We start from the raw sequence: 14,422 nt of genomic DNA on the forward strand, positions 1-14,422 counted from the left end.
TGACGCTGGAAGAGACGATCAGCCGCCGGAGAGCGCCAGCGCCATCGGCATTGTGACTCCGGCGACGAGGGTCTGCACGCTGATGATGCCCGCCGCGACGCGGTGATCGCCGCCGAGCAGCCGCGCCATGATATAGGCGGAGGGCGTGCAGGGCAGCGCGCTGAACAGCACCATTCCGCTCAGCGTCACGCGATCGAGGCCGAGACCCGAGCCGATCCAATAGGCGAAGAAGGGCAGAGCGACGAGCTTGACGGCCGCCGATTGCAGCACCGGCCCCAGCGACACGCGCGCCGCTGCGAGATCGAGCCCCGCGCCCACCGAAAGCAGGCCGAGCGGCAGAGAAGCGGAGCCGAGCACATGCAGAGTCTCGAGCGCCACGGCCGGCAGCGGCAGGCCAGACAGATTCGCCAGCGCCCCCGCGAGCACGGAGACCACGACCGGATTGCCGGCGATGGCGCGCGCGAGGCGGCGCGGATCGGCGCTTTTCTGCTCGCCATAGAAGGCGAGGATGAGAATGGAGAGAATGTTGAACAGCGGAATGGCGATGGCGATCGCGATGGAGGTCGCCATCAGCCCCGGCCGGCCGAAGACGGCGGTGGCGGCGGCGACGCCGACATAAGTGTTGGGCCTCACCGCCCCCTGCAGCACGGAGGAGAAGGTCGGCCCCGCCTGCGGCCGCAGCAGCCGGCCGGCGAAAATCAGCGCCCCGCCGGCGGCGGCCGCCCCCAGCACGGTGGCCGCTATGGCGCGCAAGGGAAGGTCGGCGAGATCGGCGGTCGCGATCTGCGCGAACATCAGCGACGGAAACAGGCAGAAATAATTCAGCCGCTCGCAAGGAAGCCAGAACTCCTCCGGCAGGAGGCGGCGATGGCGGAGCCCATAGCCCAGAAATATGAGGATGAAAATCGGCGCGAGCGCCGTCAGCACGGCCGACATGCGAGAAACCTCTTCTGACCCCGGCGGAACGGCGCGACAAAAGTTCCGAAGCCATAGTCATAGCAATGATTTACAGCGCCGATCAAATGGATATAAAGTCTGTCGCGCGCCGCCGCAGCGGGAGGCCGCGCTCCAGCCGGCGGAAATGAGAGGAGATTTTTCTCCACCTTTCCGGTCGGCCGCGGCGCATCGCCGCCGCCGGAGCCCGGCGGAGAGGGCTCTCTATCCTTCCCGCCCGTTTCTGCTATAAGCCCGTCGCGCGCCCGGTTTTCCGGGCGGCTCCGCTCGCGGCGACCCTCGCTGGACGACATCCCGGCCCCGGCCGCGGCCCGCGGACCCACACCAGACGAGAAAAGGACCGACCGATGTCGATCACTGCCGAGCGCAAGCAGGCGCTCATCAAGGAATATGCGACCAAGCCGGACGACACCGGCTCGCCCGAGGTCCAGGTTGCGATCCTCACCGAGCGCATCACCAATCTGACCGGGCATTTCAAGACCCATGTGAAGGACAATCATTCGCGTCGCGGTCTCTTGAAGCTCGTGTCGCAGCGTCGCCAGCTGCTCGATTATGTGAAGTCGAGAGACGAGCCGCGCTATCGCTCCATCATCGAGCGTCTCGGCATTCGTCGCTGAGCTTCCGGCCGTCCCGCGGGACGGCCCTCGAAAGAGCGTCAGAGAAAGCGAGATCGCGGTCCGCCGCGATTTCGCGTATGAAAAAACGGTTCGGCCGAACGATTCGGCCGCTTCATTGCCGGAAGGGATGCGCGAAAGGGCGGCCCTTCCAATGTTCGGCGGGCGGCATGGGGCCGCGCCGCCGGCCCTCGGCAGATCGTCATGGCAGGATCGCCGGACGCTGAGGCGAGGATCTTTCGAAGCGTTCGCGGCTTCGCGTCTTTGAAAATCCCCGCCCCACAGCCTCTCGCCGTCTTGCCCATGACGCCGCGCCAAGCCGACGCGCATCATGGCGCGTCATGAGAGAAAGACGAAAAGACATGTTCCAAATCCATCGCGAAGAGCTCGACTGGGCGGGCCGCAAGCTGATCCTCGAGACCGGCAAGATCGCCCGCCAGGCGGACGGCGCCGTTTTCGCCAGCTGGGGCGAGACCACCGTGCTCGCGACCGTCGTCTCCGCCAAGGCACCCAAGCCCGGCCAGGACTTCTTCCCGCTGACCGTCAACTACCAGGAGAAGGCCTTCGCCGCCGGCCGCATTCCGGGCGGCTATTTCAAGCGCGAAGGCCGCCCCAGCGAGCGCGAGACGCTGGTCTCCCGCCTCATCGACCGGCCGATCCGCCCGCTCTTCCCCGACGGCTATCGCAATGACACGCAGGTCATCGTGACCGTGCTGAGCCATGACCTCGAGAATGACCCGGATGTTCTCGCCATGGTCGCCGCCTCGGCGGCGCTGACGCTCTCCGGCATTCCCTTCATGGGGCCGATCGGCGGCGCCCGCGTCGGCTATATCAACGGCCAGCTCAAGCTCAATCCGACGATCGAGGAGATGAAGCTCTCGGCGCTCGATCTCGTCGTCGCCGGCACGTCGGACGCCGTGCTGATGGTGGAATCGGAGGCGCAGGAGCTCTCCGAGGATTTGATGCTCGAGGCGGTGATGACCGGCCATCGCGGCTTCCAGCCCGTCATCGACGCCATCATCCGTCTCGCCGAGCGCGCCGCAAAGGACCCGCGCGACCTCAATGTCGCCGATAAGTCCGAGGTCAACGCCGCCGTCGCGGCAATCGCCGAGACCGAGCTGCGCGCCGCTTATAAGATCACTGTGAAGCAGGACCGCTACGCCGCCGTGGACGCGGTGAAGGCCAAGGTCTTCGCCGGCCTGCTGCCGGAAGGCGGCGAGGCGAAATTCTCCAAGGAGCATGTCGCCGAGGCCTTCCACGATCTGCAGGCCAAGGTCGTGCGCTGGAACATTCTCGACGACGGCATTCGCATCGACGGCCGCGACGTGAAGACCGTGCGCCCGATCGTCGCCGAAGTGGGCGTGCTGCCGCGCGCGCATGGCTCCGCTCTGTTCACCCGCGGCGAGACGCAGGCGCTGGTCGTCGCGACGCTCGGCACGGGCGAGGATGAGCAATTCGTCGACTCGCTCGAGGGGACCTATAAGGAGCGCTTCCTGCTCCACTACAACTTCCCTCCCTACTCCGTCGGCGAGACGGGCCGCATGGGCTCGCCCGGCCGCCGCGAGATCGGCCATGGCAAGCTCGCCTGGCGCGCCATTCGCCCGATGCTGCCGGCCGCCGCCGAATTCCCCTACACGCTGCGCGTCGTCTCGGAGATCACCGAGTCCAACGGCTCCTCCTCCATGGCCACGGTCTGCGGCTCCTCGCTGGCGCTGATGGACGCGGGCGTGCCGCTGAAGAAGCCGACCGCCGGCATCGCCATGGGCCTCATCCTCGAGGGCGCGCGCTTCGCCGTTCTCTCCGACATTCTCGGCGACGAGGATCATCTCGGCGACATGGACTTCAAGGTGGCGGGCACGTCGGACGGCGTCACCTCGCTGCAGATGGACATCAAGATCGCCGGCATCACGGAAGAGATCATGCGCGTGGCGCTGGGCCAGGCGCGTGAGGGCCGTCTGCATATTCTCGGCGAGATGGCCAAGGCGCTCACCACCTCGCGAGCCGAGCTCGGCGAGTTCGCGCCGCGCATCGAGACGCTGAAGATCGCCACCGACAAGATCCGCGAAGTGATCGGCACCGGCGGCAAGGTCATTCGCGAGATCGTCGAGAAGACCGGCGCCAAGATCAATATCGAGGACGACGGCACGGTGAAGGTCGCCTCCTCCGACGGCAACTCGATCAAGGCGGCGATCAATTGGATCAAGTCGATCGCCTCGGACCCCGAGGTCGGCCAAATCTATGAGGGAACCGTGGTGAAGACCGCCGACTTCGGCGCCTTCGTCAATTTCTTCGGCGCCAAGGACGGCCTCGTTCACATCTCGCAGCTCTCCAAGCAGCGCGTGAACAAGACGACCGACGTGGTGAAGGAAGGCGACAAGGTGAAGGTGAAGCTGCTCGGCTTCGACGATCGCGGCAAGGTGCGCCTCTCCATGCGCGTCGTCGATCAGCAGACCGGCGAGGACCTCGAGGCCAAGGAAAAGGCCGAAGCCGCCGCCAACGCCGGCGAGTGACGCATCGGGAGGGGCTCGCCCGGCGCGGGCCCTCATCCGACCCTCGCGTCGAGAGTGTCGTCTCTTATTCCGACATAGTAGAAGAACAGGGCGCTCCCTTCTCCCGCTCGCGGGAGAAGGTGGCCCCGCGAAGCGGGGTCGGATGAGGGTGCGCCCCCGCGACTTATTTCGTAAGGGTTTTTTCCAATGCGATTTCGTCCACCCTTTCTCGTCGCTTTCTTGCTCGCCGCCTCCCCCGTCGTCGCCGAGACCGCGCCGCTGGAGCGCATTCTCTCCGCCACGCCGATCTATCTCTCCGATGGCGGCGGCCGAGATCTCGCCGTGCTCGTCGACAATCTCGACAATGGCGCCGATCTCTATGTCTATCTCGGGCTCGATCAGGACGCTCTGCGCGCCGGGGCCAAGCCGGCCTTCGTGAAGAAGAACGCCGCCTGGAACGGCGGCATGGCCGGCCAGCGGCCTTCGCTTGCGGTGAGCGACAAGGGCTCGCTGCTGATCAAATCCGAGAATGATTCGATCGGCCGCGACCGCTGGAGCGAGACTTTGACGGTCATCCGCCGCAATGGCGCGCTCATCGTCGCCGGCTTCACCTATGCGAGCCGCGACACCATCGACCCCAACGCCGGCAAGAGCTGCGATCTCAATTTCCTCTCCGGCAAGGGAACGCGCAACGGCAAGAAAATCGAGATCAAGGCGCAGACGATTTCGCTCGCCGATTGGTCCGGCGACAATCCTCCCAAAGAGTGCGAGCGCTGACCGAACCCTCGTCCTGTTCACCCTCCCTCCCGAAAGCGGATGCGAATGTCATCCGCGCTTGCTAAGGAAGGGCCGCAAGAGAGGGACTAGAGGCGTGAACGAGGCGGCGAAAACCGATTTATCGAGCGGCGACGCTCTCGGCGCGATATTGGCGTCGTTCCAGCGCGCGGGCTTTGCCCGCTGCGAGCCGAAGATATTGCAGCCGGCCGGCGTCTTCCTCGACCGCTCGGGCGAGGATTTCCGCGGCCGCCTGTACCTCACCAGCGACGCCGCCGGCGACGACGTCTGCCTGCGGCCGGAATATACGATCCCCGTCTGCCTCGCCTATCTCGCCTCGGCGACCGCGGGGGCGCCCGCCTCCTTCGCCTATGGCGGCACTGTGTTCCGCTTCCCCGCCGAGGGCGAGACGGGCAGCGGCGAGCTGTTGCAGGCCGGGCTCGAGAGCTTCGGCCGCGACGATCGCGAGGCCGCCGACGCCGAGATTCTCGCCGCCGCTCTCGAGGCCGCCTCCGCGGCCGATGGCGGGGCTCTGCATGTGGAGACCGGCGACGCCGGCCTCGTCTCCACCTTTCTAGATCGGCTCGACCTGCCGCCCGCCTGGCGCCGGCGTCTCGAGACGGGACACGCCCGCGGCGAGTCGCTGTCGCAGATTTTCGCTCCGCCCGCCAATGGCAAGGAGCACGCCGGCGTGCTCGCGGCGCTCGAGAAGGTGGACGCCAAGGAGGCGCGCGCGCTCGTCGAGGATCTTCTGTCCATCGCCGGCATTTCGCCGGTCGGCGGCCGCAGCGCCGGGGAGATCGCCGAGCGCTTTCTGGATCAGGCCGCCCTCGCCGGCGGCGCCGGCGTGAGCGCCGAGAAGCATGCGCTGGTCGACGCTTTCTTCGCCATTCAGGGCCAGATCGACGAGGCCGCGGCCGCGCTGCGCGCGCTGGCGAAGGACGCCGCGCTCGACCTGACCGCGGCGCTCGACTCGCTCGACACGCGCTCGGGCTTTCTCGCGGCGCGCGGCGTCGATCTCGATCGCGTGCGCTTCTCCGCGAGCTTCGCGCGGAGGCTCGACTATTACTCGGGCTTCGTCTTCGAGGCGCGGCGCGAGCCCGCCGGCCCGGCGCTCATCGGCGGCGGGCGCTATGACCGCCTGCTGAAGACGCTGGGCGCGAAACAGGACATTCCCGCTGTCGGCGCGGCCATATGGGTCGACCGGCTGACGGCGCGCAAAGGAATCGCGGCATGACCGCAACGACGCCCGACAGACTCATCGTCGCCGTTCCCTCCAAGGGCCGGCTGCAGGAGAACGCCAACGCCTTTTTCGCCCGCGCGGGCATAGAGGTGACGCAGGGGCGCGGGGCGCGCGACTATCGCGGCCAGCTCGCCGGCGTGGAGGATGCGGAGGCCGCCTTTCTCTCCGCCTCCGAGATCACCTCGCGGCTGGCCAGCGGCGACGTCCATCTCGGCGTGACGGGCGAAGACCTCGTGCGCGAGACGATTGCCGACGCGGCGAGCAAGGTGGAGATTCTGGCGCCGCTCGGCTTCGGCAAGGCCAATGTGGTGGTCGCCGTTCCGCAGGCCTGGATCGACGTGCGGACCATGGCCGATCTCGCCGATGTCTCGGCCGGCTTTCGCGCCCGCCATGGCCGCGGGCTGCGCGTCGCCACCAAATATATCCACACGACGCGGCGCTTCTTCGCCAAGCACGCCATCGGCGATTATCGCATCGTCGAGAGCTCCGGCGCCACGGAAGGCGCGCCGGCGGCGGGCTCCGCCGATCTCATCGTGGACATCACCACCACCGGCGCGACGCTCGTCGCCAATGCGCTGAAGACTTTGGACGATGGCGTGATCCTGCGCTCGCAGGCCAATCTCGTCGCCTCGCTGACCGCGCCCTGGACGCCGCGGGCGCGGGAGGCGGCGCGCATCATCCTCTCGCGCATAGCGGCCGAGGAGCAGGCCCGCACGACGCGCGAGATTCGCGCCCGCGTGACGCTGGACGAGACGCTGCTCGCCGAGGCGGCGGAGAAATTTTCCGTTGAGCTGCGCGAGCGTGGCGACGGCGGCTTTTTCGCCTTCTCCGCCTCGGCGGATGGCGCGCCGCAATTCGCCGACTGGCTGATCGCCAAAGGCGCGCGCACGGTGACGAGCGCCCGGTTGGACTATGTGTTCAGCGCGGAAAATGCGCTGTGGAGCCGGCTGCAAGGGCGGATTTGATCGGGTTGCGCCGCGAAAAGCGCCGATAGCCGGACGAGCCCCCTCCCCAGCCCTCCCCCGCTGCGCGGGAGAGGGAGCAGATGCGGCGCTTCATCGAAATTTCGTCCAACGCTGGCCGCCCCTCTCCCGCGCAGCGGGGGAGGGTGAGGGAGGGGGCCTTCGCGCCCGCCTTCGACTTGAATGGCGCAGGCGGCCGAACTTTTCCCATTTTGGGAATTCGCCGATGATCGGCGTCGTCCCCGGCGCTGGCGGAGTGGCGCGGCGCGCCGGGGACCCAAAGCCGAACTCGTTACACTGCGGCTTCGGACGCCCGCCGGCTTCGACGCGCCGGCGGATGTGCGAGGACGGTCAATGCGTGTGGCGCAATAGCAGCAGCAACGCGATCGGATTGGTCGTCACGTAACGCAAGAACAGCCGGCGCGGCTCGAGACGAAGGCGGAAGGCCCATTCGAGGCCCGCCTTCTGCATCCACATAGGCGCGCGCTTCTTGGCGCCGGCCACAAAATCGAACAGGCCTCCAGATGTCTTGATCACTTTGACGTTTCGAAGGCGATCGCTCCATTTTCGCACGAATTCCTGCTCGCGCGGCACGCCCAGCGCGAGCCAGACGATATCGGGCGCCAGCTCGTCGATCTCGTCGATCTTGCGCTCCAGCGCCTCGCCGGCGAGATAGCCATGCGAGCGGCCGACGATGCGCAGGCCGGGGAAGCGGCGCTTTGTGACCTCATAGGTCGCGCGATTGACCTCCTCCGTCCCGCCATAGAGATAGAAGGTGACGCCTTCGCGCGCGGCCATTTCGGCGACCAGCGGATAGAGATCCGTGGTGGCGACGCGCTCCGGCAGCGCCCGCGCGCCCAGCAGACGCGAGGCGAAGACGAGCGGCTGGCCGTCGGCGCTGATGAGATCGGCCTCGTCGACGAGCTCGGCGAATTCGCGGCTGGCGCGGCGACGCGCCAGCACCTCGCCATTGACGGAGGTGAGATAGAGCGGCCCATTCTCCCGCGCGGGGCGGAGCGCCGCCTCGATCATCAGCCGCGCGGTCGCCGCAAGATCGAGCCGAGCGACGCGCGCGCCGCCAACGGTGATCTCCTCGATGTCCCGGAACGCCGGTTTACGCTGGAACGCCATGAATACGCTACCCTTTTTCACCTGCCGTCCCGTTTCGAAACGTGGTCGGCAATGTCGAAGGGTAGGTTGAGAGATGCGTGCCAGAGAGAATCGGGGCTGTTCTGTGCGGATTCGAAACGGGACGACGGGCGAACCCGCCATCCCCGTCCGCTCACAGCGTTCGGCGCGCCGGCGAAGGGTCGCTATCGAGCCGCGCGAAGAGGAGATGGTCGCGCCATTGGCCGTTGATGTTGAGGTAGGCCCGCGCGAAGCCCTCCTGATGGAAGCCATTGCGTTCCAGCAGCCGGATGGAGGCGGCGTTGGAGGGCAGGCAGGCGGCCTCGACGCGATGCAGGCGCTGGCGGCTGAAGGCGTAATCCAGCGCGGCGCGCACCGCGCGGGACATATAGCCCTTGCCGGCATAGGGCTCGCCCATCCAATAGCCGAGCGTCGCCGCCTGGGACACGCCGCGACGCACATGGCCGAGCGTCAAGCCGCCGACGAGCACGTCGTCCGCCTCGCGGAAAACGAAGAAGGAATAGGCTTCGTCGCGCGCCATCTCCTCGGCGTGGCGGCGCACGCGATAGCGAAAGCTCCCACGCGTGAGATCATCCGACGGCCATGTCGGCTCCCAGGGCGTCAGAAAGGCGCGGCTGCGCTCCCGGAGCGACGCCCAGGCGACGAAATCCCGCATCTCCGAGCCACGCAGATAGACGCCCTCCCCGCGCAGCGGCAGATCGCGATAGGCGGGAACGAGGCCGAAGAGCGCCATGGAAGCCCTCTCAGACCGTGGCGCGCGCTGCGCGGGCGCGCTCGGAAATAAAGGCCGCGACCTTGCCCGAATCATTGTCGAGCACGGTGAAGCGCTCGCGCGCGTCCAGAATATGCGCGAGATGCTCGGGCAGCGGCGGGCGCTTGCCGATGGCGCGCTCCACAGCGTCGGGGAATTTCGCCGGATGCGCGGTGGCGAGCGAGACGATCGGCGTCGCAGGATCGATCGCGAGGCGTTTTCTCGCCGCATGAACGCCGGTGGCGGCGTGCGGATCGAGAATATAGCCGGTCTCGCGATAGGTGCGGGCGATCTCTTCCGTCGTGTCGGCCTCATAGGCCGCGCTCGCCTCGAATTCCGCGCGGATCGCCTCGAGCGGCGCGGGGGCGACGGTAAAGCCCTTGGATTGATCCAGCGCGCCCATCAGCCCGCGAATCTGCGCGGCGTCGCGATCGTAGACGTCGAACAGCAGACGCTCGAAATTGGACGAGATCTGAATATCCATCGACGGCGATTGCGTCGGCGTCACGCCGCGCAGCTCATAGCGCCCGCTCGCCAGCGTGCGCGCGAGAATGTCGTTCGAATTCGTGCCGATGACGAGCTTGCCGATCGGCAGGCCCATGCGCCCGGCCACATAGCCCGCCAGCACATCGCCGAAATTGCCGGTGGGCACCGCGAAGCTCACCTCGCGATGCGGCGCGCCGAGCGCGACGGCGCTCGTGAAATAATAGGCCGTCTGCGCGACGACGCGCGCCCAATTGATGGAATTGACGCCGGCGAGGCCGACGCTCTCGCGGAAACGCGCGTCGCGGAACAGCGATTTCAGAATCGATTGCGCATCGTCGAAGGAGCCGCGCAGCGCAATGGTGTGGATGTTGGCGGCCTCGACCGTCGTCATCTGCCGGCGCTGCACGTTCGAGACGCGCTCATGCGGATAGAGGATGAAGACATCGACCCGATCGAGCCCGGCGAAGGCCTCGATCGCCGCCGCGCCCGTGTCGCCCGAGGTCGCGCCGACAATGGTCGCGCGCAAGCCACGACGGGCGAGGACGGCGTCCATCATGCGCCCGAGCAATTGCATGGCGACGTCCTTGAACGCCAGCGTCGGGCCATGGAACAGCTCGAGGACGAAGAGATTGTCGGCGATCTGCGTCAGCGGCGCGATAGCGCTGTGACGGAAGCTCGAATAGGCGCCCTGCGTCAGCGCGCGCAGCTCGGCGCCGTCGAAGGCCTCGCCGAGGAAAGGCGCGATGATGCGCGCGCTGGCCTCGGCGTAGGGGAGGCCGGCGAGAGAAGCGATATCGCCGCGCGCGAGTCCCGGATAGGACACGGGCGCATAGAGCCCGCCGTCGGAGGCGAGGCCGGCGAGGAGAACGTCTTCGAAGGCGAGCTCTGGAGCTTCGCCGCGTGTGGAAATGTAGCGCACGGCGTCTCTTCTACCCGCGAAGCCGGCGCCGGCAAAGTCCGAAGGCGCCGAAATCGTCGCGAGAATCGCCTCCGCTGGAGAATGCGCGGCCGACTCAGCGCCGTCTCAGCCGGCCGAATGCGTAGAAGGCGAAGCCTCCGGCGACCGCAGCCGAAAGCGAGAACCAGGTGATGGCGTAGGAAAGGTGATTATTGGAAAGCTCGATATTGTGGTCGTAGACGCGCGGCAGGCCGGGCGTCGGCGTCGCCGGATCGAGCTCGAGCAGAAAGGGCGCGGCGTCGGCGATTTTGAGATAGGCGGCCAGAGCCCGCGCGTCGGCGGTGTAGAACAGGCCCTCCTGCGGCGCATCGGCCGGCGTGAAGAGATTGCGCGCCTGCGGCCCGCGCAGCAGGCCTGCGATCGCGACCAGACCGGCAGGCTCGCGCTTGCGGGTCTCGTCGCCGCGCTGCGACAGCGGCAGAAAGCCGCGATCGACTAGGATCGCGCCGCCGCCGTCGAGCAGCAGAGGCGCGATCACCCGATAGCCCGGCTCCACCCCCGCGCCGGAGGGCGGCGGCGAGAAGATCAGCGCCTCGCGCGAAAGATCGAAATGGCCGGAGGCCCGGACATGGGTGAAATCATAGTCCTGCGGCGCGAGCGCCTCCCATTGCGCGCGCGGCGGCGGCGCGACAGGCGTGGCGGCCGCGCGCGTCTCGACGCGCTCGATCAGCGCCTCTTTCCAGGCGAGGCGCCGCAGCTGCCAGACGCCGAGCCCGGCCAGCAGCGCCGCCATGGCGAGCGAAAAGATCGCCGGCCCGATAAGAGCGCGCGCTTCAGCCTTCATCGGCGCGATGCCCCTCCTCCGCCTTGTTGAAATATTGCAGCGCGATCAGCAAGCTCTTGGCCGGCCGCAGCAGGCCGGCGCAGACGATGACGGTGAGCGGCAGAAAGATGAGCCCATGCACCCAATAGGGCGGCGAATAGGCGACCTCGACATAGAGCGCGGCGCCGACGACGATAAAGCCGGCGATAGTCATCACGAAGACGGCCGGCCCGTCGCCCGAATCGGCGAAAGCGAGATCGAGCCCACAGACCTCGCAGCTCGGCGCGAGCGTGAGGAAGCCGCGGAACAAATGTCCTTTGCCGCAACGCGGGCAGCGGCCGAGCAGGCCGGCGACATAAGGATTGACGGTGGAGTGTTCGTCCGCGGCCATGATGTTCCTATCCCTTTTGCGAGGGCGAGAGATCGACGAAACGAAAGAAGCGCCGACGAGACCCCGCCGGCGCTTCTCTCAAAAGAAGCCGAAATGGGCTCGTCCCGTCACTCCATATGGCCGCCCCAATTGCCCCAAACGTAGATGGAGGCGAACAGGAACAGCCAGACGACGTCGACGAAATGCCAATACCACGCGGCGAACTCGAAGCCGAGATGCTGCTCCGGCTTGAACTGGCCGGCGAGCGCGCGCGCGAGGCAAACGATCAGGAAGATGGAGCCGACAATCACATGGAAGCCGTGGAAGCCGGTCGCCATGAAGAAGCTCGCGCCATAGATCGAGCCTTTGAAGGCGAAGGGCGCATGCGCGTATTCATAGGCCTGGACGCAGGTGAAGATCAGGCCGAGCGCGATGGTGGCGATGAGGCCCCTCTTCAGCGCGTCGCGATTATTGTGCAGCAGGCCGTGATGCGCATAGGTGAGCGTCGCGCCGGAGGTGAGCAGGATCACCGTGTTCAGCAGCGGCAGATGCCAGGGATTGAGCACCTCGATCCCATGCGGCGGCCACACGCCCTGGAACAGCTCGGTGCGGGCGAACTGCTGCGGATCGGCCGGGAAGATCGCCGAATTGAAGAAGGCCCAGAACCAGGCGACGAAGAACATCACCTCGGAGAGGATGAAGAGAATCACGCCATAGCGGTGATGCAACTGCACGACCGCGGTGTGATGGCCCTCATGCTCGGCCTCGCGGATGATGTCGCTCCACCAGGACCACATGGTGAAGAGAATGCCGGCGAAGCCGGCGCTGAACAGCAGCGGGCCGCCGATCTTCACGCCCAGCAGCGGCAGGCCCTTCATCCAATAAATGGCGCCGATCGCGGTGAACAGCGCGGCGAGCGAGCCGACGAGCGGCCACGGGCTCGGATCGACGAGATGGTAATCGTGATTTGGTTTCGCGTGTCCGTCCGACATATCAGTATCCTCGAGATTTCGCCGGCCGGGCCGGTCTCGTTCACTAAGGCTCCATTCGCTCGAGTGGCTCCCCCCGCCGCGGGCGTCCCCTGTCGCATTCTTTTTACGTCACGTCTTCGGCTTTACGCCGCTCGCCGCCTCCTTGGGCTTTGCGTCCTTGGGCTTTTTGGAGGCGAAGAAGGAATAGGAGAGCGTGATCTCCTCGACGCGGGCCATCGTCTCATCGGCCTCGAGCGCCGGATCGAGGAAGAACACCACCGGCCATTCGGCGCTCTCATGCGGCGCGAGCTTCTGCTCGGAGAAGCAGAAGCAGGCGAGCTTGTCGAAATAGGCGCCGGCCTGATCCGGGCTGACATTGTAGGCCGCGACGCCGCTCGTCTCCTGATCGGAGAGATTGACGACCTTGTAATAGACGGTCGCGGTCTCGCCGGTGCGCACCACGATGCGGGGCGTCTCCGGCTCGAAGCGCCAGGGCAGATCGCGCGCCACATTGGCGTCGAAGCGCACGCCGATGCTGCGCTCGCCGGGCTTGGCCGGCGCGAGCTTGGCGACCTGCGTCGTGCCGCCGAAGCCGGTGGCGGAGCAGAAGGCGCGATAGAGCGGGACCGAGGCGAAGGACAGAATCAGCATCGCCACCGAGCCGCCGATCAGCAGCGCGGCGCCCCTACCGGCGTGGCCTTTCTCTTTGCGATCCGCGCCCATCACGACCTCACCCGGCTCGCGGCACGACGTTGCCGCCGAGCTTCACAATGGTGACGAAATAGAAGAGCGCCACGAATAGCGCCACGGCGACGCCGATCGCAATGTTGCGGGCGCGGCGGCTCTTCGCCTGCTCCGGCGTGAGGACGACGCCCTCTCGCCGCTCAGTGTCCTCGTGTCGGCCGATCGTCATGCGATGCTCCTTCAGGCCAGCCAGGACGAGAGGGCGACGAGCCTCTCGATCACCAGAACCATGAACAACAGCGTCAAATAGACGATGGAGAAGAAGAAGAGGCGCATAGCCGCGCGGCGCGCCTTGTCGCCGTCGCGGCGCAGATAGACCTCCACCGCGCAGGCGACGAGCGCCACGCCCAGCAGCAGCGAGACGACGCCATAGACCGGCGAGGCGAAGCCCAGCAGATAGGGCGCGACGCCGATGGGCGCGAGGAAGACGGAATAGACGAGGATCTCGAGGCGGGTGCGCGTCTCGCCATGCACATTGGGCAGCATGGGGATGCCGGCGGCGCCATATTCCTCGCGCTTGACCAGGGCCAGCGCCCAGAAATGCGGCGGCGTCCACATGAAGATGATGCCGAAGAGAATGACGCTGGAGAGATCGACGGCGCCGGTCGCGGCGGCGAAGCCGACGACGGGCGGCAGCGCGCCAGCCGCGCCGCCGATGACGATGTTCATCGGCGTCGAGCGCTTCAGCCACATCGTATAGACGACGACATAGAAGAAGATTGTGAAGGCGAGCAGGCCGGCGGCCAGCCAATTGGCGACCAGGCCGAGCGTGAACACCGCCATTATGGAGAGGAAGAGGCCGAAGGCGAGCGCCTCCTCGCGGCCGAGGCGGCCGGCGGGAATGGGACGGCGGCGCGTGCGCGTCATCAGCCGGTCGATATCGGCGTCGTACCACATGTTGAGCGCGCCCGACGCGCCCGCGCCGACGGCGATGGCCAGCAGCGAGGCGAAGGCGATGAAAGGATGCGGCGCGGCCGGCGCCAGCAGAATGCCGGCGAGCGCCGTGAACACGACGAGCGACATCACGCGCGGCTTCAGCAGAGCGAAATAATCGCCGGGGGCGGCGACAGGCGCGCGCGGGGCCGAAGCTTCGTCGAGGATGAAGGAGGCGTCGCTCATGCTCTCACTCTTTTATTGGCGATCGTTCTCGTTCTCGATTTTCGACGCTCTCGCGAAGATCATTGTCTCGCGGAG

The 14,422-nt window shown here is 66.9% G+C and carries 15 protein-coding genes; 5 read left to right on the plus strand and 10 right to left on the minus strand.

Annotated elements, in window-relative coordinates; all coding sequences use genetic code 11:
• Positions 1-18: 18 nt before the first annotated feature.
• Positions 19-936 carry an AEC family transporter gene (locus METLW4_RS0113370; protein ID WP_018266719.1) on the minus strand — a complete coding sequence of 306 codons (918 nt, stop codon included), beginning with the start codon at positions 934-936 and terminating at the stop codon, positions 19-21.
• Positions 937-1,301: 365 nt separating this feature from the next.
• On the opposite strand from METLW4_RS0113370, the gene rpsO reads away from it, so the two are divergent.
• The 5 genes from rpsO to hisG all read left to right on the plus strand — a co-directional run bounded on the left by rpsO (position 1,302) and on the right by hisG (position 7,039).
• Positions 1,302-1,571 carry a 30S ribosomal protein S15 gene (gene rpsO / locus METLW4_RS0113375; protein ID WP_018266720.1) on the plus strand — a complete coding sequence of 90 codons (270 nt, stop codon included), beginning with the start codon at positions 1,302-1,304 and terminating at the stop codon, positions 1,569-1,571.
• A gap of 359 nt (positions 1,572-1,930) precedes the next feature.
• Positions 1,931-4,078, plus strand: coding sequence for a polyribonucleotide nucleotidyltransferase (pnp, locus tag METLW4_RS0113380; protein WP_018266721.1), 2,148 nt, complete (start codon positions 1,931-1,933; stop codon positions 4,076-4,078).
• A gap of 186 nt (positions 4,079-4,264) precedes the next feature.
• Positions 4,265-4,834 carry a hypothetical protein gene (locus METLW4_RS0113385; RefSeq protein ID WP_018266722.1) on the plus strand — a complete coding sequence of 190 codons (570 nt, stop codon included), beginning with the start codon at positions 4,265-4,267 and terminating at the stop codon, positions 4,832-4,834.
• Between the two features lie 94 nt (positions 4,835-4,928).
• Complete coding sequence (locus tag METLW4_RS0113390) at positions 4,929-6,068, plus strand: ATP phosphoribosyltransferase regulatory subunit (protein ID WP_018266723.1); 1,140 nt, start codon at positions 4,929-4,931, stop codon at positions 6,066-6,068.
• Positions 6,065-7,039, plus strand: coding sequence for an ATP phosphoribosyltransferase (gene hisG / locus METLW4_RS0113395; protein ID WP_018266724.1), 975 nt, complete (start codon positions 6,065-6,067; stop codon positions 7,037-7,039). The genes METLW4_RS0113390 and hisG overlap by 4 nt, the downstream gene beginning before the upstream one ends.
• Positions 7,040-7,387: 348 nt before the next feature.
• On the opposite strand, the gene METLW4_RS0113400 is transcribed toward hisG, so the two are convergent.
• From METLW4_RS0113400 to METLW4_RS0113440, 9 genes are all read right to left on the minus strand, one after another.
• Complete coding sequence (locus METLW4_RS0113400; protein ID WP_018266725.1) at positions 7,388-8,167, minus strand: WecB/TagA/CpsF family glycosyltransferase; 780 nt, start codon at positions 8,165-8,167, stop codon at positions 7,388-7,390.
• Between the two features lie 151 nt (positions 8,168-8,318).
• Positions 8,319-8,918 carry a GNAT family N-acetyltransferase gene (locus tag METLW4_RS0113405; RefSeq protein WP_018266726.1) on the minus strand — a complete coding sequence of 200 codons (600 nt, stop codon included), beginning with the start codon at positions 8,916-8,918 and terminating at the stop codon, positions 8,319-8,321.
• A gap of 10 nt (positions 8,919-8,928) precedes the next feature.
• Positions 8,929-10,341, minus strand: coding sequence for a threonine synthase (thrC, locus tag METLW4_RS0113410; RefSeq protein WP_018266727.1), 1,413 nt, complete (start codon positions 10,339-10,341; stop codon positions 8,929-8,931).
• A 94-nt stretch (positions 10,342-10,435) separates the two neighbouring features.
• The gene (locus METLW4_RS0113415; RefSeq protein WP_018266728.1) at positions 10,436-11,164 is read right to left on the minus strand and encodes an SURF1 family protein; all 729 of its coding nucleotides are present in this window, start codon (positions 11,162-11,164) and stop codon (positions 10,436-10,438) included.
• Positions 11,154-11,534: a DUF983 domain-containing protein gene (locus METLW4_RS0113420; protein WP_018266729.1), complete on the minus strand. Its 381-nt coding sequence runs from the start codon at positions 11,532-11,534 to the stop codon at positions 11,154-11,156. Before METLW4_RS0113420 ends, METLW4_RS0113415 begins: the two co-directional genes overlap by 11 nt.
• Before the next feature lie 107 nt (positions 11,535-11,641).
• The gene (locus METLW4_RS0113425) at positions 11,642-12,505 is read right to left on the minus strand and encodes a cytochrome c oxidase subunit 3 (protein ID WP_018266730.1); all 864 of its coding nucleotides are present in this window, start codon (positions 12,503-12,505) and stop codon (positions 11,642-11,644) included.
• A gap of 108 nt (positions 12,506-12,613) precedes the next feature.
• Positions 12,614-13,207, minus strand: coding sequence for a cytochrome c oxidase assembly protein (locus METLW4_RS0113430; protein WP_018266731.1), 594 nt, complete (start codon positions 13,205-13,207; stop codon positions 12,614-12,616).
• 7 nt (positions 13,208-13,214) lie between these two features.
• Positions 13,215-13,397 carry a hypothetical protein gene (locus METLW4_RS0113435; RefSeq protein ID WP_018266732.1) on the minus strand — a complete coding sequence of 61 codons (183 nt, stop codon included), beginning with the start codon at positions 13,395-13,397 and terminating at the stop codon, positions 13,215-13,217.
• Positions 13,398-13,408: 11 nt separating this feature from the next.
• A complete protein-coding gene (locus tag METLW4_RS0113440) occupies positions 13,409-14,347 on the minus strand; it encodes a heme o synthase (RefSeq protein WP_018266733.1) in 939 nt (312 codons plus the stop codon).
• Between the last annotated feature and the right edge of the window lie 75 nt (positions 14,348-14,422).

The sequence above is a fragment of the Methylosinus sp. LW4 genome, from assembly GCF_000379125.1.
In the GTDB taxonomy this organism is placed as follows: Bacteria; Pseudomonadota; Alphaproteobacteria; order Rhizobiales; family Beijerinckiaceae; genus Methylosinus.